19 protein-coding genes and 1 tRNA gene are annotated in these 23,464 nt (G+C 73.5%); 16 read left to right on the forward strand and 4 right to left on the reverse strand.

Annotation, left to right across the window (positions count from 1 at the left end; all coding sequences use genetic code 11):
- The first annotated feature begins 46 nt into the window (after window positions 1–46).
- The 3 genes from AA75_RS12000 (at window position 47) to AA75_RS12010 (ending at window position 4,640) form a co-directional block, all read left to right on the forward strand.
- Entirely contained in the window at window positions 47–1,510 is a 1,464-nt protein-coding gene (locus AA75_RS12000; protein WP_033819927.1) for a penicillin-binding transpeptidase domain-containing protein, read from the forward strand.
- A gap of 203 nt (window positions 1,511–1,713) precedes the next feature.
- Entirely contained in the window at window positions 1,714–3,201 is a 1,488-nt protein-coding gene (locus AA75_RS12005) for an APC family permease (RefSeq protein WP_033819905.1), read from the forward strand.
- A gap of 113 nt (window positions 3,202–3,314) precedes the next feature.
- Window positions 3,315–4,640, forward strand: a complete 1,326-nt coding sequence (locus AA75_RS12010) for a glycosyltransferase family 87 protein (RefSeq protein ID WP_051812164.1) — start codon at window positions 3,315–3,317, stop codon at window positions 4,638–4,640.
- A gap of 29 nt (window positions 4,641–4,669) precedes the next feature.
- Here AA75_RS12010 and AA75_RS12015 read toward each other — a convergent pair whose 3' ends face one another.
- Window positions 4,670–6,349, reverse strand: coding sequence for a penicillin-binding transpeptidase domain-containing protein (locus AA75_RS12015; RefSeq protein WP_051812165.1), 1,680 nt, complete (start codon window positions 6,347–6,349; stop codon window positions 4,670–4,672).
- Between the two features lie 128 nt (window positions 6,350–6,477).
- Window positions 6,478–8,280: a dolichyl-phosphate-mannose--protein mannosyltransferase gene (locus AA75_RS12020; RefSeq protein ID WP_233288997.1), complete on the reverse strand. Its 1,803-nt coding sequence runs from the start codon at window positions 8,278–8,280 to the stop codon at window positions 6,478–6,480.
- A 116-nt stretch (window positions 8,281–8,396) separates the two neighbouring features.
- Here AA75_RS12020 and rsmI point away from each other — a divergent pair, with 116 nt between their 5' ends.
- The 6 genes from rsmI (at window position 8,397) to AA75_RS12050 (ending at window position 14,452) form a co-directional block, all read left to right on the forward strand.
- Entirely contained in the window at window positions 8,397–9,242 is an 846-nt protein-coding gene (gene rsmI, locus AA75_RS12025) for a 16S rRNA (cytidine(1402)-2'-O)-methyltransferase (protein WP_033819906.1), read from the forward strand.
- 269 nt (window positions 9,243–9,511) lie between these two features.
- Entirely contained in the window at window positions 9,512–9,949 is a 438-nt protein-coding gene (locus AA75_RS12030) for a hypothetical protein (protein WP_051812166.1), read from the forward strand.
- Between the two features lie 79 nt (window positions 9,950–10,028).
- Window positions 10,029–11,648, forward strand: a complete 1,620-nt coding sequence (metG, locus tag AA75_RS12035) for a methionine--tRNA ligase (RefSeq protein ID WP_033819907.1) — start codon at window positions 10,029–10,031, stop codon at window positions 11,646–11,648.
- Between the two features lies 1 nt (window position 11,649).
- Entirely contained in the window at window positions 11,650–12,528 is an 879-nt protein-coding gene (locus AA75_RS12040; protein WP_033819908.1) for a TatD family hydrolase, read from the forward strand.
- A 122-nt stretch (window positions 12,529–12,650) separates the two neighbouring features.
- The gene (gene rsmA, locus AA75_RS12045; RefSeq protein WP_033819909.1) at window positions 12,651–13,532 is read left to right on the forward strand and encodes a 16S rRNA (adenine(1518)-N(6)/adenine(1519)-N(6))-dimethyltransferase RsmA; all 882 of its coding nucleotides are present in this window, start codon (window positions 12,651–12,653) and stop codon (window positions 13,530–13,532) included.
- Complete coding sequence (locus tag AA75_RS12050) at window positions 13,529–14,452, forward strand: 4-(cytidine 5'-diphospho)-2-C-methyl-D-erythritol kinase (RefSeq protein ID WP_033819910.1); 924 nt, start codon at window positions 13,529–13,531, stop codon at window positions 14,450–14,452. Before rsmA ends, AA75_RS12050 begins: the two co-directional genes overlap by 4 nt.
- On the opposite strand, the gene AA75_RS12055 is transcribed toward AA75_RS12050, so the two are convergent.
- Entirely contained in the window at window positions 14,433–15,011 is a 579-nt protein-coding gene (locus AA75_RS12055) for a Uma2 family endonuclease (protein WP_033819911.1), read from the reverse strand. The two genes, AA75_RS12050 and AA75_RS12055, sit on opposite strands and share 20 nt — an antisense overlap.
- A 143-nt stretch (window positions 15,012–15,154) precedes the next feature.
- On the opposite strand from AA75_RS12055, the gene AA75_RS12060 reads away from it, so the two are divergent.
- Window positions 15,155–16,948: an ABC-F family ATP-binding cassette domain-containing protein gene (locus AA75_RS12060; protein ID WP_033819912.1), complete on the forward strand. Its 1,794-nt coding sequence runs from the start codon at window positions 15,155–15,157 to the stop codon at window positions 16,946–16,948.
- Window positions 16,949–16,999: 51 nt separating this feature from the next.
- On the opposite strand, the gene AA75_RS12065 is transcribed toward AA75_RS12060, so the two are convergent.
- Window positions 17,000–17,197: a hypothetical protein gene (locus tag AA75_RS12065; protein WP_033819913.1), complete on the reverse strand. Its 198-nt coding sequence runs from the start codon at window positions 17,195–17,197 to the stop codon at window positions 17,000–17,002.
- 147 nt (window positions 17,198–17,344) lie between these two features.
- Here AA75_RS12065 and AA75_RS12070 point away from each other — a divergent pair, with 147 nt between their 5' ends.
- The 6 genes from AA75_RS12070 to galK all read left to right on the forward strand — a co-directional run bounded on the left by AA75_RS12070 (window position 17,345) and on the right by galK (window position 23,131).
- A complete protein-coding gene (locus tag AA75_RS12070) occupies window positions 17,345–18,679 on the forward strand; it encodes an MFS transporter (RefSeq protein WP_051812167.1) in 1,335 nt (444 codons plus the stop codon).
- Between the two features lie 86 nt (window positions 18,680–18,765).
- A tRNA-Thr gene (locus AA75_RS12075) sits at window positions 18,766–18,838 on the forward strand.
- A 217-nt stretch (window positions 18,839–19,055) separates the two neighbouring features.
- Entirely contained in the window at window positions 19,056–19,763 is a 708-nt protein-coding gene (locus AA75_RS12080) for a LuxR C-terminal-related transcriptional regulator (RefSeq protein WP_033819914.1), read from the forward strand.
- A gap of 169 nt (window positions 19,764–19,932) precedes the next feature.
- The gene (galT, locus tag AA75_RS12085; RefSeq protein WP_033819915.1) at window positions 19,933–21,048 is read left to right on the forward strand and encodes a galactose-1-phosphate uridylyltransferase; all 1,116 of its coding nucleotides are present in this window, start codon (window positions 19,933–19,935) and stop codon (window positions 21,046–21,048) included.
- Window positions 21,045–22,004, forward strand: a complete 960-nt coding sequence (gene galE, locus AA75_RS12090) for a UDP-glucose 4-epimerase GalE (protein ID WP_033819916.1) — start codon at window positions 21,045–21,047, stop codon at window positions 22,002–22,004. Before galT ends, galE begins: the two co-directional genes overlap by 4 nt.
- Complete coding sequence (gene galK / locus AA75_RS12095) at window positions 22,001–23,131, forward strand: galactokinase (RefSeq protein ID WP_033819917.1); 1,131 nt, start codon at window positions 22,001–22,003, stop codon at window positions 23,129–23,131. The genes galE and galK overlap by 4 nt, the downstream gene beginning before the upstream one ends.
- The last annotated feature ends 333 nt before the right edge of the window (window positions 23,132–23,464 follow it).

A 23,464-nucleotide genomic window follows, 5' to 3' on the forward strand; every position in this document is an offset into this window, starting at 1 on the left:
GGGCGGACCCGGCTCCCCGGGCGGCGGCCCGCAGGGCCTGCCGGGCATCTCCACCACCGGCCGGCGGGCCGGGACCTTCTGCGTGCTGCTGATCGTCGCGCTGATCGCGCAGGCCACCCGGGTCCAGGTGTTCCGCAAGGACGAGCTGGACCACAACCCGGCCAACCAGCGGCTCACCGTGCAGCGCTACGACCAGCCGCGCGGCAACATCCTGGTGGACGGGCAGCCGGTGACCGGCTCCACCCCGACCGGCGGGCGGTTCGACTACGAGCGCACCTACACCGACGGCCCGCGCTACGCCGCGGTCACCGGCTTCTCCTCCCAGACGTACGGCAACACCCAGCTCGAGGGCGTCTACGACGACCTGCTCTCCGGCACCGACAGCCGGCTCGCCGGGTGGGCGCTGTGGGACGCGGTCAGCCGCCGGCAGAACCCCGGCGGGGACGTGGTCACCACCCTCGACCGGGCGGCCCAGGACGCCGCGGTCAAGGGCCTCGGCCGCCAGCAGGGCGCGGTCGTCGCGATCGAGCCGGCCACCGGCCGGATCCTCGCGCTGGCCAGCACCCCCTCGTACGACCCGCGCAGCTTCGCGGGCTCCGGCGCAGCCGACCGGCGGGCCTGGGACCGGCTGCAGGCCGACCCGGACCAGCCGATGCTCAACCGGGCGCTGCGTCAGATCTACCCGCCCGGCTCGACCTTCAAGGTGGTCACCGCCGCCGCCGCGCTCCAGGACGGCGTGGTGAGCGACCCGGCCGCGCCCACCGGGGCGCCCTCGCCGTACGTGCTGCCCGGGACCACCACCACCCTGGTCAACGACACCGCGGCGTGCGACCGGCCGGACCTGCCGCTGGACACCGCGATGGTGCTGTCCTGCAACAGCGTGCTGGGCTACCTCGGGGTGCAGGTGGGGCAGGAGGGGATGGTGTCGATGGCCGAGAACTTCGGCTTCAACGACGCGTCGCTGGACGTCCCGGTCCGGGCCGCGCGCAGCAACTTCGACACCGAGATGGAGCCCTCGCAGCTGGCGCTCTCCTCGATCGGCCAGTTCGACACCGCGGCCACCCCGCTGGTGATGGCGATGGTCGCGGCGGGCGTCGCCAACGGCGGCCGGGTGATGTATCCACAGCTTGTGGACAGACTGACGAAGTCCGACGGGACCGCCGTCCAGGTCATGCGGCCCGAGCTCTACAAGGAGGCGATGGGCGCGGCGGTGGCCGGGCAGGTGCAGGGGCTGATGACGGACGTGGTCGAGCAGGGCACCGGGCGGGCCGCCCGGATCCCCGGCGCCACCGTCGGCGGCAAGACCGGCACAGCCCAGCACGGGGTCGGCAACTCCGGGGTGCCGTACGCCTGGTTCATCTCCTGGGCCCGCCCGGCGGGGTCGGCGGACCCGCCTCCGGTCGCGGTGGCGGTGGTGGTCGCCGACAGCGACGCCACCGATGTGACGGGCGGCAGGCTGGCCGCGCCGATCGCCCGGTCCGTCATGCAGGCGGTCCTGGACGAGGGCTGACTTCGCGGAGATATGTCCGTAAATGTCCATCGACACGCGACGATCCGTACAAGCCGGACCCTGCCGGGTGCCGATTGCACCACTGGTGCTTTCGCGGGGTACTGTCCCATCTTTGTTCGGTTGGTCCCGTCTGTGGCACCCCCAGGCCGCCGGGTGACCGGCCGCGCGATCCACTCTCCCCCCCGACCGGAAAGATCCGTGCTTTGGCCAGCAAGACCGCCCTCAGCCGGCAAGTCCTCAGACGCAAGCCCGTCGCCACCCTGATCGCCGAGAGCGAGGGGCGCGAGGCTCCGGCCGCCGGCGCCCCCGAGGGCGGCGACCGCTCCGGCATCCACCTGCGGCGCTCGATCGGGCTCTGGCAGCTGTCCGCGATCGGCATCGGCGCGACCGTCGGCACCGGCATCTTCTTCGTGCTCAGCGACGCGGTGCCGCAGGCCGGACCGGCCGTCGTGGTGTCCTTCCTGCTGGCCGCGGTCACGGCCGGGCTGACCGCCCTGTGCTACGCCGAGATGGCGTCCGCGATCCCGGTCTCCGGCTCCTCGTACTCCTACGCCTACGCCACCATGGGCGAGCTGGTCGCCTTCGGCGTCGGGGTCTGCCTGCTGCTCGAGTACGGCGTGTCGGCGTCGGCCATCGCGGTCAGCTGGGGCGAGTACCTGAACAAGTTCTTCGACCTGGTGTTCGGCTTCCGGATCCCGGCCGCGCTGGCCGACCCGCCGGGCGGCGGCGGGTACTTCAACCTGCCCGCGGTGATCCTGGTCGCGATGGTGGTCACGCTGCTGATCCGCGGGGTGAGCGAGTCGGTCAAGGTCAACACCGTCATGGTGGGGATCAAGATCGCGATCCTGGTGCTCTTCGTGGCGATCGGCCTGACCGGCTTCCAGGCCGACAACCTCAGCAACTTCGCCCCGCACGGGTGGAGCGGCATCAGCGCGGCCGCCTCCAGCATCTTCTTCTCCTTCATCGGCCTGGACGCCGTCTCCACCGCCGGCGAGGAGGTCAGGAACCCGCGCCGCACCCTCCCGCTGGCGATCATCATCGCCCTGGTGGTGGTCACCCTGCTGTACGTCGCGGTCGCGGTCACCGCGGTCGGCGCGCAGCCCTGGCAGGACTTCGAGGGCCAGCAGGCCGGGCTCGCGCAGATCCTCCAGGACGTCACCGGGCAGAGCTGGCCGGCCACCCTGTTCGCGCTCGGCGCGATCGTGTCGATCTTCAGCATCACCCTGGTGGTGATCTACGGCCAGACCCGGATCCTGTACTCGATGGGCCGCGACGGCATGCTGCCCCCGCGCTTCGCCCAGGTCTCCCCGCGGACCGGCACCCCGGTGTGGAACACCCTGGTGGTCGGCGTCGCGGTGGCCCTGCTGGCCGCCTTCGTCCCGCTGGACGTGCTGACCGACCTCACCAGCCTGGGCACCCTGGTCGCCTTCTCGGTGGTGTCCGTCGGCGTCATGGTGCTCCGCCGTACCCAGCCGGATCTGCCGCGCGGCTTCAAGGTGCCGCTCTTCCCGGTCGTGCCGCTGGCCAGCCTGGGCTTCTGCATCTACCTGATCAAGGGGCTGCACGGCACCACCTTCGCCGCCTTCGGCGTGGCGCTGGCGGTCGCCGCCGTCGTGTACTTCGGGTACAGCGTCAAGCACTCGAAGCTCGCCCTAACCCGTTCCGCAACGGACCCGGCAGCGGACCGCTGAGCCGGTCCGGGGCCGCCGGCGAAGGCCGGCGGCCCCCACCCGGGCCGAAGCTCCACAGAACAAGCGCGCCGAGTGCGGGGACAGCGCACACGCAACCGCCTAATCTTCCTGCCATGGTGAGCACACGTCCGCAGTCCCCCGCCGGGCAGGCCGACTGCGCCGTGCGCGGGAGCCACGGCTCAGGCGGCGACGGGAAGGTCCCCCGACAGCGCGCCCCACGCGGCCGCGACCCCGGCCGGTGGGCCGGACACCGGGGCGTCCAGGCCCTCGGCTGCCTGGTCGCGGCCGGCTGGGCCGAGGCGTTCCCGCTCGTCTCCGACCTCTCCAACCAGGTCTTCTGGGGCACCGTCGCCGCCCCGACCTACGCGCTGGCCGCCCTCCTGTGCCTCACCCTGCCGCCACGCCTGGGCCCGCGGGCCGCCGCCCTGGTGGCGCTGGCCGGCGCGGTGCTGGCGCCGCTGATCCTGCTCGCGGTCCAGGGCCGCCACCAGTCCGAGGTGATGGTGGTCGAACGCTCCGCCCACCTGCTGCTGCACACCGGCAGCCCGTACCTGGCCGACCCGGTCCAGGTCACCGACTACAACCCGTACCTGCCGGCGATGGCCCTGTTCGGGATGCCCCGGGCGGCCCTCGGCTCCGGCAACCCGGTCACCCTGGTGCTCGGCGACGCCCGGATCTGGTTCGCCGCCACCCTGCTGGTCTGCCTGCTGGCCTGCTGGCGGCTGCTGCGCCCGGCCACCCCCGACCGGGCGCCGCTGCTCCCGCTCGCCGCGCTGACCGCCTCCCCGCTGATCGCGCTGGCCCTCGCCGTCGGCGGGGTCGACCTGCCGCTGATCGGCGTCTGCTGCCTCGCGATGGCGCTCGCCGCCCGTGGCCGTCCGGTCTCCGCCGGGCTGGTCCTGGCGCTGGCCTGCACCCTCAAGTGGACGGCCTGGCCCGCGCTGCCGGTCGCGGTGCTGCTGCTGTGGCGGCTGTACGGCCGCCGGCCCGCCGCCCGCGCCGCCGTGGTGGCGCTCTCGGTCACCGTCGCGGTGATCCTGCCGACCGCGCTGAGCGCCGGCCGCGAGCTGCGCGAGCAGGTGGTCCGCTTCCCGCTCGGGCTGACCGCCGTGCACACCCCGGCCGGCAGCCCGCTGCCCGGCAAGGTGCTGGCCGGGCTCGGCCCGACCGGGCACACCATCTCGCTCACCCTGCTGTGCCTGGCGGGCCTGGCCGTCGCGCTGTGGCTGCTGGCCTACCCGCCGACCTCCGCGGTCGCCGCCTGCGACCTGCTGGCCGCCGGGCTGGCGGTGGCCTTCATGCTCGCCCCGGCGGGCCGCTTCGGCTATCTCGCCCTGCCGACCGTCCTGGTGATCTGGCCGCGGCTGGCCACCCACAGCTGGGGCTGGCGCGGCGGACGGGGGAGCCGCCACACCCCGGCGGTGCTGGCCGGGGTGTGACGACCGGGCGGACGGCCCGGCCACCGGGCTCAGCCGTTGCCGATCTGCAGCAGCTTCACGGCGGCCGGACCGGCGGCGTCGGCGCCGTGCCCGCCGGCCTCGACCTCGGCGGCGACCGCCAGGTTGCCCCGGAAGGCGGTGAACCAGCTGTTGGCGGCCGCCTGGTTGCCGACCTCCGCCGTGCCGGTCTTGGCGCCGGCGCCGGACGCCATGCCGGACATCAGCTTGGCCGCGGTGCCGGTGCGCACGGTCTCGTTCATCACCGTCCGCAGGCCGGTCAGCACGTCGGCGGACAGCTGACGCTTGGCCGGGGTCTGCGGCAGGCCCGCGATCAGGATCGGCTGGCGGAACGTTCCGCTCTGCACGGTGGCCGAGACCGAGGCCATGGCCAGCGAGTTGGTCTGGATCCGGCCCTGACCGATGAACTCGGCCACCATCTCGTTGGCGCCCTTGGGGGCGGGGACGGCGGTGTCGAAGTTGGACAGGCCGGTCTGCCAGACCAGGCCGAGCCCGAACACGTCCTTGGCCATCGCGGGCAGCGTGTCGTTCTTCAGCCGCGCCTTGCCCTCGTTGATGAAGGCGGTGTTGCAGGACTGGGCGAAGTCCTGGCGGAACTTGTAGTCCAGGTGCGCGTCGGGGAAGTCGTTCTTGAAGTCCTGGCCGCCGACGTTGGTGCCGTCCGGGCAGGCCACCGGGGTGTCCGGGGTGACCCCGGCCTCCATCAGGGCCGCCGAGGTGATGACCTTCATGGTGGAGCCAGGGGCGATGGAGGCGCCGAAGGCACGGTTCTGGCCGTTGGTCGGGGCGTTGGCGAAGGCCAGGATGTTCCCGGTGCTGGGCTCGACCGCCACGATCGAGGACTTCAGCGTGCCGCCCTTGGAAGCCTCCTGGACGGCCGCCTCGGCGGCCTTCTGCAGGTCGGCGTCGATGGTGAGCTTCAACGGCGGCGCGGGCTTGGGCTCGACGATGGTGAACACCGTCTCCGGCTTCGCCTTGCCGGTGTCGTCGCTGATCACCACGGCACTGCCAGCGGTGGCCGAGCCGTCCGGCGCCGGCGCCTTGATCTGGCCCAGCTGCGCCGTGATCGAGGGGAAGTTCAGTGCCTTGTTGTGGCGGTCGACCACCGTGGTGGCCTGCGCGGTGACCGGCTTGACCGCGATCGACTCGCCCGGGCCCAGCTTCGGGTGGACCACGCCGGGGATCCAGTGCACGGCCGCCTTGCCGTCGCTCATCTTCACCATGCCGAGCACACCGTCGTAGCTCCAGGCGGTGCCGGTCTGGGCGAACTCGACCTTGGCCTTGAACGAGAGCGGCACCTGGTGGTCCGGCACCGGGGCGGCCGACGCCGTACCCGCCGGGGCGGACGGCGCCGAGGAGGCGGCCGGGGTGGCGGTGGCCGGGCCACCGGGGGTGAGCGTGATCGCGGTCGGCGCCACCTTCTGCTGGAAGGCCCCCAAGGTGGTGACCGCGTCCCCCGGGGCGTCGGTCAGCGCCGCCGCCGCCTCCAGGTCGCCCTTGGCCCACGCCTCCAGGAAGGCCTTGGCCCCGGCCGCCGCCGCGTCCGCACCGGGCGCCTCGGCGACCACCGTGCGGGGGCCCGCCTTGGCGCCGCCGCCGACCGCCGTGGCGATGTTGTACGCCCCGTAGCCGGCCACCGCCAGCATGGCTGTGGCGACCGCACTGATGCCGATCTTGGCGCCCTTGTTCATGGTGTGTGTTCCCCCGTGTGATCAGGCCGATGGACGGCCCTGACACCCTACGCACACACCTCGCGTCCACCCCGGCACCACACGTCACCTGTGACACAGCTGGTACAGACGACCGGGCCCGGACCGGGTCAGATCCAGCTGGTGAACCACATCCGGCCGCGCCAGTCGTCCATCGGGATCGTCTGCCCGGTGTACAGCGGGTAGAAGTACAGGAAGTTCCACATCACCGCGAGCACCAGCAGGCCCGCCGCCGCGCCGCCGACCAGCCGCCGGTCCGGCGAGGCACCGGCCGGGCCGAGCATCGCGCCGATCATCATGGTCACCGCGAGCACCACGAACGGCACGAAGGCGACCGCGTAGAACAGGAAGATCGTCCGCTGCTGGAAGAACATCCACGGCAGGTAGCTCGCGGCCAGCCCGCACAGCACCGCCCCGGCCCGCCAGTCCCGCCGCAGCAGCCACCGGTACAGGCAGTACGCCAGCGCCACCACACCCGCCCACCACAGGATCGGCGTGCCGATGCCCAGCACCTCGCGGGCGCACTCGTTGGCGGTACAGCCGGACTCGCCGAACTTCGGCGACTCGTAGAAGAAGGACACCGGCCGGCCGACCACCAGCCAGCTCCACGGGTTCGACTGGTAGGTGTGCGGGCTGACCAGGCCGACGTGGAAGTCGTACATGGTCTGGTGGTAGTGCCACAGGCTGCGCAGCGCCTCGAACTGCGGCATCGGCAGACCGAGCAGGTGGTCCGGCAGGACGTGCGGCTGGGTGGCCGCCCAGTCCCGGCCGTAGCCGCCCTTGCCGGGCTCGGTGCTGCTCAGGAACCAGCCGGTCCACGACGCCAGGTAGACCCCGACGGTGATCACCAGCATCAGCGGGCCGGCCACCAGTGCGTCCCACAGCCCCCAGACGGCCCAGTGGCGGCTGCCGGCCACCTTCCGGGTGCCCATGTCCCAGGCGACGCTCATCAGGCAGAACGCGACCAGCACGTACAGGCCGCTCCACTTGGTGGCGGTCATCAGGCCGAGGCTGACCGCCGCGGCCAGCCGGTACGGGCGCCAGCCGGTGAACAGCCAGTCACCGCCCGGCCGCTCGGCCAGCCGGCGGGCCACCAGCCCCCGGGTCCGGTCCCGGTCCAGCAGCAGGAAGCCGAACGCGGCCAGACCCCAGAACATCACCACCAGGTCCAGCAGCGCCGAGCGGCTCAGCACGAAGTGCAGCCCGTCCACCGACAGCAGCAGCCCGGCCACGCAGCCCAGCAGGGTCGAGCGGAACAGCCGGCGGCCGATCCGGGCCAGCATCAGGATCGACAGCGTCCCGAGCACCGCGGTCATGAACCGCCACCCGAACGGATGCATGCCGAACAGCTGCTCGCCGATCCCGATGATCCACTTACCGACCGGCGGGTGGACGATGTACGCCGGGTCCGCCCGGTACGGGATGGTCTGGTGCGGCGCCATGATCTGGGAGTTGGCGTCGTCCGCCCAGCTGGTCTCGTAGCCGCCGCGCCAGAGCGAGTAGGCGTCCTTGGCGTAGTACGTCTCGTCGAAGATCAGCGCGTGCGGGCCGCCGAGGCCGGCGAACCGCAGCACCCCGCCGAACACCGCCACCAGCAGCGGGCCCAGCCAGCCCGACCAGCGGCACAGCCAGGACCACAGCGGACCCGGCAACTGCAGACCGAGCCGCAGCAACAGGGGCGAGGGCGGCACCCGCCGCGGGGTCACCCCCGGGCCGTCCGGCATCGGCGGCACCAGGAACTCCGCCGGATCCGGGCGCCGGGGCGCCCGGTAGCCGAGACCGGCCAGCCGCCCGGCCCAGCCCGAGGGGGCCGTGCGCGCGGCCGGGACCCCGGCCGCGTCGAGCACGGCCACGCCGGCCTGCTCGGGGTGGTCCACGCCCACGGGCGTCGGGGGTGCGATGTCGCCGCTCACGCGCCACATCGTAGGGGCGCGGGGTGAGAGCGGTACCCCTACCTCCGCAGCTGCCCGATTGCTCCCCGAATCGGCCACAGGTCCGTACCGGCCCCCGCGCCTGCGAGGATGGCCGGGTGACAGGAGTACTGGTACTTGCGGGCACCCCCATCGGCGACGTCGCGGACGCGCCGCCCCGGCTGCTCACCGAGCTCGCCTCGGCGGACGTGATCGCGGCCGAGGACACCCGGCGGCTGCGCCGCCTCACCCAGGCGCTCGGGGTGACCCCGGCCGGGCGGGTGGTCTCCTACTTCGAGGGCAACGAGGTGGCCCGCACCCCCGAACTGGTCGAGGCGCTGCTCGGCGGCGCCCGGGTGCTGCTGGTCACGGACGCGGGCATGCCCTCGGTCTCCGACCCCGGCTACCGGCTGGTGGACGCGGCGGTCACCGCGGACATCAAGGTCACCGCCGTGCCCGGCCCGTCCGCGGTGCTCACCGCGCTGGCGCTGTCCGGCCTGCCGGTCGACCGCTTCACCTTCGAGGGCTTCCTGCCGCGCAAGGCGGGCGACCGCTCCCGGCAGCTGGCCGAGGTCGCCGCCGAGCCCCGCACCATGGTGTTCTTCGAGGCCCCGCACCGGATCGCCGAGACCCTCGCCGCGATGGCCGAGGCCTTCGGCGCCGAACGCCCGGCCGCCGTCTGCCGCGAACTCACCAAGACCTACGAGGAGGTCAAGCGCGGGCCGCTGGCCGAGCTGGCCGCCTGGGCCGCCGACGGTGTCCGCGGCGAGATCACCGTCGTGGTGGCGGGCGCCCCGCCGGCCGCCCCGCAGCAGTTCGGGCCCGAAGAGCTGGCCCGCCGGGTGGCCGTCCGGGAAGAGGCCGGGGAACGCCGCAAGGAGGCCATCGCGGCCGTCGCCGTCGAGCTCGGCCTGCCCAAGCGCGAGGTCTTCGACGCCGTGGTCGCCGCCAAGAACAGCGGCTGAGCGCGCGCTGCACCGGCGCTGCGCCCGCGCTGCGCCGGGCGGAAAACCGCAGCTCGGCGCGGGTGCCCGCAGCCACGGCGGCGCGTACCTTGGAGGGAAGCACCCCGCAAACGTCCGGCTCGCGAAGCTTTGACCGCGAGTTGGTACAACGCTCGCCAATTCGGGCCCAAGAGTTGACAAGCCGGGTAGCGGGCGGGGCCGTCCGGGCATTTCCTGGGATGGAAAGACCCGAGCCGGGCGCCTCGCCCGGCGGGCACTGGGAGACGGCTATGAGCGACACGATCGGTAGCCCTCTGAGTGGGAACGCACCGAGCGGCCCCGGACTGACCACCCGGACCCGCACCCCGGTCGAGACCGTCCGGGAGGCCTACTCCTTCGCGTGCCTGAGCTGCGGCTACGGCTGGGAGCAGGCCTACGACATCGAGCACCACGTGGCCCAGGACGGCCACATCGTCTTCGAGTACCACGCCAACGGCGTGCGGGTGCCGTCCCCGCTGCGCCAGCCGAGCTGCCCGGGGTGCGGCGGACACACCGTGCGGATCATGCGCGAGGGCCGGGTGGCCAGCGCCGAGCACCAGGAGCACACCGCGCCGGGCTACCCCTCGCACGCCGGTCCGGCCACCCCGCCGCCCGCCCTGCTGCCGCACACGGAGGCCCGGCGGCGCTGGTTCCGGCGTGCGGCCCGGCACACCGACCAGGGGTCCTGACGACGACGGCCGCGCGCGGGAGCCGCCCGCCCGTTAACCGGTCGAGGGTGGTTCCTTCGCGCGGCTAAGATTTCTGACCATGGCGGCCACTGCAGACGACACCACCACCGACGCCCCGCGCTCGGCGTACTACGTCACGACCCCGATCTACTACGTGAACGACCGCCCGCACCTGGGCCATGCGTACACCACGGTGGCGGGCGACGTGCTGACCCGCTGGCACCGCCAGCGCGGCGAGCGGACCTGGTACCTGACCGGCACCGACGAGCACGGCCAGAAGATCCTGCGCACCGCGGAGGCCAACGGCGTCTCCCCGCAGGAGTGGTGCGACAAGCTGGTGGAAGAGGCCTGGAAGCCGCTCTGGCGGCACCTCAACATCGCCAACGACGACTTCATCCGGACCACCCAGGAGCGGCACACCGCCCGGGTGCAGGAGTTCGTCCAGGACCTGCACGACAAGGGCGAGATCTACAAGGGCGGCTACTCCGGCCCGTACTGCGTCGGCTGCGAGGAGTACAAGCTCCCCGGCGAGCTGCTGCCCGGTGCGACCGAGGACGAGAAGCTCTGCCCGATCCACAAGAAGCCGGTCGAGTGGCTGGAGGAGGAGAACTACTTCTTCCGGCTCTCCGCCTACGGGCCGAAGCTGCTGGAGTTCTACGCCGCCAACCCGGACTTCATCCAGCCGGCCTCGGCCCGCAACGAGGTGCTGCGCTTCGTCGAGCAGGACCTCAAGGACCTCTCGATCTCCCGCTCCACCTTCAACTGGGGCGTCCCGCTGCCCTGGGACGAGAAGCACGTGCTCTACGTGTGGGTGGACGCGCTGCAGAACTACATCACCGCCGCCGGATACGGCTCCGACCCCGAGCGCTTCGCCGAGCTGTGGCCGGCCTCGGTGCACCTGGTCGGCAAGGACATCCTGCGCTTCCATGCGGTGATCTGGCCCGCCATGCTGATGGCGGCCGGCCTGCCGCTGCCCAAGCGGGTGGTGGCCAACGGCTGGCTGATGGTCGGCGGCGAGAAGATGAGCAAGTCCAACCTGACCGGCATCGCGCCGCAGGACCTCACCTCGCACTTCGGTGTGGACGCCTACCGGTACTACTTCCTGCGGGCCATCCCGTTCGGCACCGACGGCTCGTTCTCCTGGGAGGACTTCACCGCCCGGTACACCTCCGAACTGGCCAACGACTACGGCAACCTGGCCTCCCGGGTGGCGGCCATGGTCGGCAAGTACTTCGACGGGGTGCTGCCGGCCGCGACCGCCGCGGGCGCCGCGGAGCAGGCCGTCGTCGAGGGCCTCGCCGCCGCGGCGAAGACCGCCGACCAGAAGATCGGCGAGGAGCTGGACTTCGCCGGCGGCATCGCGGCGGTCTTCGAGTTCGTGAAGCTGGTCAACGGCTACCTGACCGAGCAGGAGCCCTGGAAGGTCGCCAAGGACACCTCCGAGGAGGGGCAGGCGCGGCTGGCCACCATCCTCTACACGGCGGCCGAGGCGCTGCGGGCCACCGCCGTGCTGCTCAACCCGCTGATGCCGGAGAGCTCCGAGAAGCTCTGGGAGTCGCTGGGCGCCGAGGCCTCGCTCGGCTCGCTGGCCGGGCAGACCATCGGCACCGTCGCCGACTGGGGCCGGCTGCCCGCCGGGTCGCAGGTCACCAAGGGCGACATCCTCTTCCCCCGCCTCGAAGAGAAGCCTGCTGCCTGACATGGCGAAGAAGGACGCGGACCGCACCACCCCGCCGCCACTGCCCGCCCCGCTGGCGGTGGCGGTGGCCGACTCGCACACCCACCTGGACATGCAGTCCGGCACCCCGGCCGAGGGGCTGGCCAAGGCCGCCTCGGTCGGGGTGACCGCGGTCGTCCAGGTCGGCTGCGACGTGGCCGGTTCGCGCTGGGCCGCGGACCTGGCCGGGGAGTTCGAGCAGGTGCACGCCGCCGTGGCGCTGCACCCCAACGAGGCTCCCCGGCTGGTCCTCGGCGACGGCGACGGCTGGTCCCGGCAGCACCGCGGCGCGGGCGGCGACGCGGCGCTCCAGGAGGCGCTCGCCGAGATCGACCGGCTGGCGGCCCTGCCGCAGGTCAAGGCGGTCGGCGAGACCGGCCTCGACTACTTCCGCACCGGGCCGGAGGGGGTGGACATCCAGAAGGAGTCCTTCCGCCGGCACATCGAGATCGCCAAGCGGCACGGCAAGGCCCTGGTGATCCACGACCGCGACGCCCACGAGGACGTCATCGACCTGCTGCTGGCCGAGGGCGCGCCCGAGCGCACCGTCTTCCACTGCTACTCCGGCGACGCCGCGATGGCCAAGGTCTGCGCCGAACACGGCTGGTACCTCTCCTTCGCCGGCCCGGTCACCTTCAAGGCCAACCAGGAACTGCGGGACGCCCTCGCCGCCACCCCGCTCGACCGGATCCTGGTGGAGACCGACGCCCCGTACCTGACCCCGCATCCCTACCGGGGCCGCCCCAACGCGCCGTACCTGATCCCGGTCACCTTGCGCTCGATGGCCGACACGCTGTCGCTGCACGAGGACGAGCTCGCCACCATGATCGCGGCCAACACGGCCCGCGCCTTCGCCTACTGAGCCGACCGACTGGATGCGTCCGCCGTCCAGGGGCCGGACGTACGACGTGCCGTACCCGGTCGAGATCGATCTGAAGCAGGTCGTCGAACTGTGAGCACCCGCCCCGCCCGTATCCTTGGCGGGTGAGCACCACCGACCCCACCCCTGACAGCCACCTCCTGGGCGCCTCCGACATCCGGGAGCTGGCCGCCACGCTGGGCGTGAAGCCGACCAAGCAGCGCGGGCAGAACTTCGTCATCGACGGCAACACCGTCCGGCGCATCGTGCGGGCCGGCGGGGTCACCGCCGAGGACGCGGTGGTGGAGGTCGGGCCCGGGCTCGGCTCGCTCACCCTCGCGCTGCTGGAGGTCGCGGCGCACGTCACGGCGGTGGAGATCGACCCGCTGCTGGCCCAGCACCTGCCGACCACCATCGAGGCCCGGATGCCGGCCCGCGCCAAGGACTTCGACCTGGTCCTCAGCGACGCCATGGAGGTCACCGAACTGCCCGGCCCGGCGCCCACCGCGCTGGTCGCCAACCTCCCGTACAACGTCGCAGTCCCGGTGCTGCTGCACATGCTGGCCACCTTCCCCAGCATCGAGCGCACCCTGGTGATGGTGCAGAGCGAGGTCGCCGACCGGCTCGCCGCCAAGCCCGGCAACAAGGTCTACGGGGTGCCCTCGGTCAAGGCCAACTGGTACGCGGAGGTGAAGCGGGCCGGCGCGATCGGCCGCAACGTCTTCTGGCCCGCGCCCAACGTCGACTCCGGCCTGGTCTCGCTGGTGCGCCGCGAGCCGCCCGCCACCACCGCCTCCCGCCAGGAGGTCTTCGCGGTGGTCGACGCCGCCTTCGCCCAGCGCCGCAAGACGCTGCGCGCCGCGCTGGCCGGCTGGGCCGGCTCCCCGGCCGCGGCCGAGCAGGCGCTCGCCGGGGCCGGGATCGACCACAAGCTGCGCGGCGAGATGCTGACGGTCGAGCAGTTCGCCGCCATCGCCGAGCACAAGCCGAAGGCGGACGCACAGTGATCACGGTCAAGGTCCCCGCCAAGGTCAACGTCCAGCTGGGCGTCGGCGGCCTGCGCGCCGACGGCTTCCACGACCTGGCCAACGTCTTCTTCGCGGTCGCCCTCGGCGACGAGGTCACCGCCGCCCCCGGCGAGGGCGTCACGCTCACCTGCTCCGGGCCCGACGCCGCGCAGGTGCCGCTCGACGACACCAACCTGGCCGCCCGCGCCGCCCGGCTGCTGGCCGCCCGCCACGGCATCGAGCCGCACGTGCGGCTGCACATCGACAAGGCCATCCCGGTGGCCGGCGGGATGGCCGGCGGCAGCGCGGACGGAGCGGCCGCGCTGGTCGCCTGCGACGCGCTGTGGGGGCTGGACACCCCGCTGGAGACCCTGCTGGAGCTGGCCGCCGAGCTGGGCTCCGACGTGCCGTTCGCGCTGGTCGGCGGGGTCGCGCTGGGGCGCGGCCGGGGCGAGCTGCTGGAGCGGCTGCCGGTCAGCGGCACCTTCCACTGGGTGTTCGCGGTCGCCGACGGCGGCCTGTCCACGCCGGCCGTCTTCCGGGAGTGCGACCGCCTGCGGGACGAGGCCGGCACCGGCTCCACCGAGGCCGAGGTGCCCACCCCGGACGCCGACCCGGCCCTGCTCGCGGCCCTCGCCGACGGCGACCCGGTGGCGCTCGCCGAGGCGCTGGCCAACGACCTCCAGGCCGCCGCGCTCTCGCTGCGCCCCTCGCTCGCCGACACCCTGCGGGCCGGCACCGAGGCCGGCGCGCTGGCCGCCCTGGTCTCCGGCTCCGGCCCGACCTGCGCCTTCCTGGCCAAGGACGCGGAGGCGGCCGAGTCGGTCGCCCGGGCCCTGCTTGCCTCCGGCACCTGCCGCGCCGCCCACGCGACGTACGGCCCGGTCCCGGGAGCCGAGGTCAGCGCACCCAGGCCTTGAACGGCTCGGTGTCCAGCGCGATCCCGACCGGGTCCGGCAGTGCGACGGCCTTGCCGAACGGGCGGCGCACCAGGCTGACGTACGTGCCGTCCTCGGGCTCGCTGAACACCAGGACCTCGCAGCTGTCCCGGTCCACCAGCAGGTAGACCGGGATGCCGGTCTCCGCGTAGGCACGGGGCTTCTGGTCCCGGTCGCGGCGGTCGGTGTCGGTGTCGTACGAGGTCACCTCGACCACCATCAGGGCCCGCTCGGCGGAGGCCCACTCACCCTGGCCGGCGAAGCTGCCCTTCGGAGCGAGCGTGCCGTCCGGCTTGGCGTGGCCCTTGCGGTAGGTCTCCACCCGCAAGCCGCGCTCCGGGTACAGCCACAGGTCCGGGCGCTGCTGCATGCACTGCTCCATCACCCAGCGGATGATCTCGTCGTGGTCGCCGTCGGGCACCGCCTTGACTCCGATCCGCCCGTGGATGAACTCCATCCGGATGCCCTCACGCTCGGCCGCCAGAGCGATCCGTTCGAACTCCTCGGACAGCATCTGGGGCCGGTCCTCGATCGCGGTCACCGCACACCTCCGCCGTCGGGTTCGCCGTGTGACATTCGCACGGTACCGCGCCGGTGCACCGACCCGGGCCAGGTTGGGCGCCCACTAGGCTGGGGAGGTCGGGGCACTCCCCGCGTGCAGTCGATCCCAGGAGCGCAGCAGCAGTGGCCGTCAACCTCGCCACCATCGAGTCCGTCACCAAGGTCTACGGCACCCGCGCCCTGCTGGACGGGGTCAGCCTGGGCGTCAGCGAGGGCGACCGGATCGGTGTCGTCGGGCGCAACGGCGACGGGAAGACCACGCTGATCCGGATGCTGGCCAAGCTGGAGGAGCCGGACGGCGGGCGGATCACGCACTCCGGCGGGCTGCAGATGGCGGTGCTCACCCAGCACGACTCGCTGGACCCGAAGGCCACCATCCGGCAGGAGGTGATCGCCGGCCGGGCCGACCACGAGTGGCTCGGTGACGCCCGGATCCGCGACATCGTCCAGGGGCTGTTCGGCGGCCTGGACCTGCCCGGCTTCGAGCTCGGCCTGGACACCGTGATCGCCCCGCTGTCCGGTGGCGAGCGCCGCCGGATCGCGCTGGCCAAGCTGCTGCTCGGCGAGCACGACCTGGTGGTGCTGGACGAGCCCACCAACCACCTCGACGTCGAGGGCATCGCCTGGCTCGCCCGGCACCTGCAGCTCCGCCGCTCCGCGCTGGTCTGCGTGACCCACGACCGGTGGTTCCTGGACCAGGTCTGCACCCGGATGTGGGACGTCCAGCGCGGCGAGGTGCACGAGTACGAGGGCGGCTACTCCGACTACGTCTTCGCCCGGGCCGAGCGCTCCCGGATCGAGGCCACCGAGGAGCAGAAGCGGCAGAACCTGGCCCGCAAGGAGCTGGCCTGGCTGCGCCGCGGTGCCCCCGCCCGTACCTCCAAGCCGCGGTACCGGATCGAGGCCGCCAACGCGCTGATCGCGGACGTCCCGGAGCCGCGCGACAAGAGCGAGCTGATGAAGTTCGCCAACGCGCGCCTGGGCCGCACCGTCTTCGAGCTGGAGGACGTCACCGTCAAGGCGGGCCCGAAGCTGCTGCTGGAGAACCTCACCTTCAACCTCGGCCCCGGTGACCGGATCGGCCTGCTCGGCGTCAACGGCGCCGGCAAGACCTCGCTGCTGCGGGCCATGCAGGCGGCGTACGCCACCGACGGCGACGTGCAGCCCGCGTCCGGTGTGATCAAGGTCGGCAAGACCGTCCGGCTGGCGTACCTCTCGCAGGAGATCGCCGAACTGGACCCGGCGACCCGGGTGCTGCAGGCCGTCGAGCAGGTCCGCGGCCGGGTGGACCTGGGCAAGGGCCGGGAGATGAGTGCCGGTCAGCTGTGCGAGCAGTTCGGCTTCGGCAAGGACAAGCAGTGGACGCCGGTCGGCGACCTGTCCGGCGGTGAGCGCCGCCGCCTCCAGCTGCTGCGGCTGCTGATGGACGAGCCGAACGTGCTGTTCCTCGACGAGCCCACCAACGACCTCGACATCGAGACCCTCAACCAGCTGGAGGACCTGCTCGACGGCTGGCCCGGTTCGATGGTGGTGATCAGCCACGACCGGTTCTTCATCGAGCGCACCACCGACACCGTGCACGCGCTGCTCGGCGACAAGAAGCTGCGGATGCTGCCGAACGGCGTCGACGAGTACCTGGAGCGGCGGGCCCGGATGGCCGAGCAGGCGGCGCCCGCGCTCGCCCCGGCCGCCGCGGCGAAGCCCGCCGGTGACACCCGGGCGCAGAAGAAGGAGATGCAGAAGCTGGAGCGGCAGATCGCCAAGCTGGACCAGCAGGAGTCCAAGCTGCACTCCCAGCTCGCCGAGCACGCCGCCGACTTCTCCAAGGTCGCGGAGCTGGACGCCCAGCTGCGCAAGGTCAAGGAGGAGAAGGAGGAGCTGGAACTCGCCTGGCTGGAGCTGGCCGAGGAGGTCTGACGCCCCGTCCGGCGTCCCGGTCCCGGCCGGCCGGCAGAGCCCCGGCCGTGGTCAGCGGTCGCGGCGGAAGCGGCGGACCGTCTCGTAGCCGGTGGCCAGGACCAGGACGCCGGCTATCACCGCCCAGGCCATCGAGCCGCCCTGACGGTACTGCGCCAGGCCGAGGTCGAGCAGCAGCAGGCTCACCCCGAGGCCGGTGACCGCGATCAGGCGGTGGACCACGCCGTTGTCGTCGAACAGCTCGCCCATGTCCGCTCCCCTTCTGCTCCGGGAGCGCACACCATACCGCCGTCCGGGGCGGTGCGCACCACCCCCGGCGGGCGGCGGGAGGTACGCTCCCGAATCACCCCGGTGGCCGCTGTCCGCGCAGGTCAGCGGCCGAGCAGGGTGGGTGTCATGACGACCATCGACACCGCGCCCGAGCCCGCCCCGGCGGCCGGGTCCGGCGGGCTGCGCCGGGTGGCCGCGGCCGCGCTGACGGGCACCGCGATCGAGTTCTACGACTTCTTCATCTACGGCAGCGCCGCCGCGCTGGTCTTCGGCCGGGTGTTCTTCCCCGGACTCGGGCCGACCGGGGCGCTGCTGGCCGCCTTCTCGGTGTACGCGGCCGCGTTCCTGGCCCGCCCGCTCGGCGCGGTGCTGTTCGGCCACTTCGGGGACCGCGCGGGCCGCAAGGCCACGCTGGTGGCCTCGCTGCTGCTGATGGGCCTGTCGACGGCGGCGGTCGGTCTGCTGCCCGGGTACCGGAGTTGGGGCATCTGGGCGCCGATGCTGCTCACCGTGCTGCGGCTGTGCCAGGGCGTCGGGCTGGGCGGCGAGTGGGGCGGTGCGGCGCTGCTGCTGGCCGAGTACGCGCCGGCCGGCCGCCGGGGACGGTACGGCGGCTTCCTGCAACTCGGGCCGTGCATCGGCTTCTTCCTGGCCACCGGGGCGTTCCTGCTGCTCGCCTGGTGGCTGCCCGAGCCGGCGTTCCTGGCGTGGGGCTGGCGGCTGCCGTTCCTGGCCTCGGTGCTGCTGGTGCTGGTCGGGCTGTTCGTCCGGCTGCGGATCGGCGAGACGCCGGTCTTCCGTGCGCAGCACGGCCGTTCGCGGGTGCCGGTGGCCGAGGTGGTGCGGGGGCACGGCCGGGTGGTGCTGCTCGGGGCGGGGGCGATCATGCTCGGCTACGGGCTCTTCTACCTCACCACCACCTACGCGCTGGCGTACGCCACCGGCGCCTTGGGGCTGGCCCGGACCCTGGTGCTGGCACTGCTGATGGCGGGCGCGGTGGTGATGGCCGCCACGGCCTGGTGGACGGCGTGCGCCGGGGACCGGTACGGCCGGCGGCGGCTGCTCGTGGTGGCGACGGTGCTCGGCTCGCTCTGGTCGCCGGCGCTGTTCCCGCTGCTGGAGACCGGCCGGACGGGGCCGGTGACGCTGGCGCTGGTCGGGTCGATGGCGGCGCTCGGCGCACTGCTGGGCCCGCTCGCGGCGTACCTGCCCGAGCTGTTCCCGACCCGGATCAGGTACACCGGCGCCGGGCTGACGTACAACCTGGGCGGGGTGCTCGGCGGCGCCACGGCGCCGCTGGTGGCGACCAGGCTGACCGCGGTGTACGGCAGCGCGGAGCCGGTCGGCCGGTACCTCGCCGGGCTCGGTGCGGTGTCGCTGCTGTGCCTGCTCGCACTGCCGGAGACCCGGGGGCACCGGCTGCTCGGGAGCCCGGTGGCGGCACCGCCGGCGCGGGGCTGAGCGGGCCGGCCGGGCGGCGGGCGGCGGGTGCGGAACCGATTTCACGTTTGGGCCGCGGACCCTGTAATGTCTTCCTCGTTGCACCGGCCCCTATAGCTCAGTCGGTAGAGCGTCTCCATGGTAAGGAGAAGGTCTGCGGTTCGATTCCGCATGGGGGCTCCGCAAGGAGTACGAAGGCCCTCGCCGCAAGGCGGGGGCCTTCGGCGTTCCCCGGTTCGGGTGGTCCCGCGGTACGTGACGCTGACGCGGCCTAGCGGTGCGGGCGCCGGATGCGCTGTGATGGTGCGTCAACGGTGGCCTGCTCTGCGGTCCGCGGTACGGGTGCGGGAGACGTGGGCCGGTCGCGCGCCGGTGGACGGGGACTGGGAGGGCGCCCATGGGCGTTCGGCTCGTGGTGGCGGACGATCACCGGCTGCTCGCCGAGGCGTTGGCGACGGCGCTGCACCAGCGCGGCCACCGGGTGCTGGCGGTCGGCGCCCCGGCGTCCTCGGTCGGTGAGCTGGTTGCCGGGTGCCGCCCCGAGGTGTGCCTGCTGGGGCTGACCGCGGGGAGCGCGGCGGGCCCGGCGGGCGGGGCCGCGGTGCCCGGGCCGCGGCGGGACGCCTTCGAGCCGCTGCGGCGGCTGCGGCGGGAGCGCCCGGAGATCTGCGTGGTGGTGCTCGGCCCGGTCGGTGAACCGGCGCGGGTGGCGGCCGCGTTCGCGGCCGGTGCGGCCGGCTACGTCCGCGGGGACGAGCGGATCGAGGTCGTGGAGCGGGCCATCGCCCGGGTGCGGGCCGGTGAGGCGGCGGTCGCCGTCGAGGTGCTGCGGAGCGCGTTCGAGCAGCTGCTGTGGCCGGCCGCGGAGCCGGACGACGAGGCGCTGCGGCTGCTGCGCCAGCTGACCCGGCGGGAGACCCAGGTGCTGGCGCGGATCGCGGAGGGGCAGGACACCGCCGCCATCGCGGCCGGGATGGGGATCGCCTCCAGTACGGCGCGCACCCATGTCCAGCGGGTGCTGATGAAGCTGGGTGCGCGGACCCGACTGGAGGCTGCCGCGGTCGCGGCCCGGTCGGGGCTGCTGGAGCGCCTGCGCGGCGGGTAGCCGCACCGGGGGGAACCGTGTGAGGGCGGTGGCGACGGCCGTGGTGGTCCGGCTCGCCCCCGCCCTTCGGCATGTCTCGCCCGGCATGCCTCGCCATGAGACAAACTGTTGACTGGTGAGTGTTTGTGTTTGAAAATGTTCGGGCTAGCTTTCCTGGAAGGCGGAGGCCGTGAAGAAGACCACGACCAAACTCGCGGACGGCCGCGAACTCATCTACTACGACGAGGATCCGGACGCCCTGCGCGGCGCCGTGGACCAGCGTCCGCTCGAGGCCCCGGCCAGCCTGTCCGAGATCCGGCGCGACCCGGCCACCGGCGACTGGGTCACCGTCGCCGCCCACCGGCAGGCCCGCACCTACCACCCGCCCGCCGACCGGTGCCCGCTGTGCCCGTCCCGGCCGGGCCGCCCCGGTGAGATCCCCGGCTCCGACTACGACGTGGTGGTCTTCGAGAACCGCTTCCCCGCACTGGCCGCGGACAGCGCGGCCCACGTGCCCGAGCGCGCCGGGCCGCTGTTCGCCGGCGGCCCCGGCGAGGGCCGCTGCGAGGTGGTCTGCTTCACCGCCGACCACGACGCCTCGTTCGCCGACCTGTCGCCCGCCAAGGCACGCCTGGTGCTGGACGTGTGGACCGACCGGACCGCCGAACTGTCCCGCACCCCCGGCATCCGGCAGGTCTACTGCTTCGAGAACCGCGGCGCCGAGATCGGGGTGACCCTGGCTCACCCGCACGGCCAGATCTACGGCTTCCCGTTCACCACCCCCCGGACCGAGCGCATGATCGCCGCCGCCGCCCGGCACCGCGCCGCCACCGGCGGCAACCTCTTCGAGGACCTGCTCGCGGCCGAACGCGCCGACCCCGTCCGGGTGGTCCTGGCAGGCCGGCACTGGACGGCGTTCGTCCCGTTCGCCGCCCGCTGGCCGTACGAGGTGCACCTGTACCCGAACCGCCGGGTGCCCGACCTGACCGCGCTGGACGAGGCCGAACGGGCCGAGTTCCCCGGCGTGTACCTGGAACTGCTGCGCAGGTTCGACCGGCTGTTCACCGAACCCGCCCGGGCGGCAGGGGAGAATGGGCGCGCTGCACCGACGCCGTACATCGCGGCGTGGCACCAGGCGCCCGGACTCCGTGGTGAGGAGCTCGCGCTGCACCTGGAGCTGTTCACGATCCGGCGTACGGTGGGCAAGCTCAAGTTCCTCGCCGGCGTCGAGTCCGGCATGGACGCGTTCGTCAACGATGTGTCGCCCGAGGCGGCGGCGCAGCGCCTGCGGGAGGTCGCATCATGAGTAAGTACCTGGTCACGGGTGGAGCCGGTTACGTGGGCGGGGTCGTGGCCGCGCACCTGCTGGAGGCCGGACACCAGGTGACGGTGCTCGACGACCTCTCCACCGGCTTCCTCGACGGGGTGCCGCAGGGCGCCGAGTTCGTCCGCGGCCGGATCCAGGACGCGGCGGACGTGCTCGACCACAGCTTCGACGCGGTCCTGCACTTCGCCGCCTCCTCGCAGGTCGGCGAGTCCGTCGCGGACCCGGAGAAGTACTGGCGCAACAACGTGGCCGGCTCGCTGGAGCTGGTGGCCGCGATGCGCAAGGCCGGCGTGCGCAAGCTGGTGTTCTCCTCGACCGCGGCCGTCTACGGCGAGCCGGAGTCGGTGCCGATCGCCGAGACCGCCCGCACCGCGCCGACCAACACGTACGGCGCCACCAAGCTGGCCGTCGACCACCTGATCACCAGCGAGTGCGCCGCCCACGGCCTGGCCGCCGTGTCGCTGCGCTACTTCAACGTGGCCGGGGCGTACGGGGCGTACGGCGAGCGGCACGAGCCGGAGTCGCACCTGATCCCGCTGGTCTTCCAGGCCGCGCTCGGGCAGCGCCCGCACATCGCGGTCTACGGCGAGGACTACCCGACCCCCGACGGCACCTGCATCCGCGACTACATCCACGTCGCCGACCTGGCCGACGCGCACCTGCTCGCGCTGGACGCCGCCAAGGCCGGCGAGCACCTGATCTGCAACCTCGGCAACGGCGCGGGCTTCTCGGTCCGCGAGGTGATCGAGTCGGTGAAGCGCGTCACCGGCCGGGACATCCCGGTCCAGGTCGCCGGCCGCCGCCCCGGCGACCCGGCCGTGCTGGTCGCCTCCGCCGCCCGCGCCCACCAGGCGCTCGGCTGGACCCCCCGCCGCCCGGAGCTGGACGACATCGTCCGCGACGCCTGGAACTTCACCCTGGAGAACCGCGCATGACCGACTTCCAGTCCGTCTTCGGCGCCGCCCCGGAAGGGGTCTGGGCGGCGCCGGGCCGGGTCAACCTGATCGGCGAGCACACCGACTACAACGACGGGTTCGTGCTGCCGGTCGCCCTGCCGCACTCCGCGGTGGCCGCGGTCCGGCGCCGCGACGACGGCCTGCTGCGGCTGTACAGCGCCCAGGGCGACGGCCTGGTCACCGAGCTGAAGGCGGCCGAGCTGGACCCGGCCGCCGTCACCGGCTGGGCCCGCTACCCGGCGGGCGTGGTGTGGGCGCTGCGGGAGGCCGGGCACCCGGTCGGCGGACTGGACGTGCACATCGACAGTGACGTCCCCACCGGGGCCGGACTGTCCTCCTCGGCCGCGCTGGAGTGCGTGCTCGCCGCGGCCTGCAACGAGCTGTACGGACTCGGGCTGACCCCGGCGGAGCTGGCGCTGACCGCCCAGCGGGCGGAGAACGACTTCGTCGGGGTGCCCTGCGGGGTGATGGACCAGATGGCGTCCATGTGCTGCGCGGAGGGCGGCGCGCTGTTCCTGGACACCCGGGACCTCGCGCAGCGCCAGGTGCCGCTCGACCTGGCCGGGGCGGGGCTGCGGCTGCTGGTGGTCGACACCCGGGTCAAGCACGACCTGGGCGACGGCGCGTACGCCGGACTGCGGGCCGGCTGCGAGCGGGCCGCCGCGCTGCTGGACCTGCTCGCGCTGCGCGACCTGCCGCCGGCCGCGCTGGACGGCGCGCTGGTCCAGCTGCCGGCCGAACTGCGGCCGCTGGTGAGGCACGTGGTGACCGAGAACGCCCGGGTCGAGCAGGCCGTCGCCCTGCTGGACGCGGGCGACCTGGCCGGCCTCGGCCCGGTCCTGACCGCCGGGCACGCCTCGCTGCGCGACGACTACCGGGTCTCCTGCCCCGAGACCGACCTGGCGGTGGCCACCGCCGTCGCCGCGGGCGCGCTCGGCGCCCGGATGACCGGTGGCGGCTTCGGCGGCTCGGTGCTGGCGCTGGTCGCCGCGGCCCGGCTGGAGCAGGTCGCCGCGGCCGTGCTGGACGCCTTCGCCGAGGCCGGTCACACCACGCCGCGGGTCTTCCCGGCGGTCCCCTCGGCCGGCGCCCGCCGCCTGTCCTGAGCCCACCGGCAGGCCCGGGAGCGCCCGGGAGCGCCCGGGGGGCTTCGGCCTCCCGGCACGCCTTCACCCCGGCTCCCCGGCACCGCGACCCTCCCGACCTTCCCGACCCTCCCGGCCCGGCCCGGGTGCGGGAGGGATCCGAGGGACACTGTTCCCGCATCGCGTGGCCGGGGAGGTGGCGAACGCCCCGTCATCCGGCGGCGCGCCGCTCGCGTCCGAACGGCCCCGGCCGGGCCTGTCCCGACCCGCCCCGGGTGCGGAGTCCCGTCCGCCACTTGCGCGGACCAAATCCCCAGAGCACGGCGAAACTTCACCAAACCCCCACCCGCCCGT

This window comes from Kitasatospora sp. MBT63 (assembly GCF_000710465.2).
Taxonomy (GTDB): domain Bacteria; phylum Actinomycetota; class Actinomycetes; order Streptomycetales; family Streptomycetaceae; genus Kitasatospora.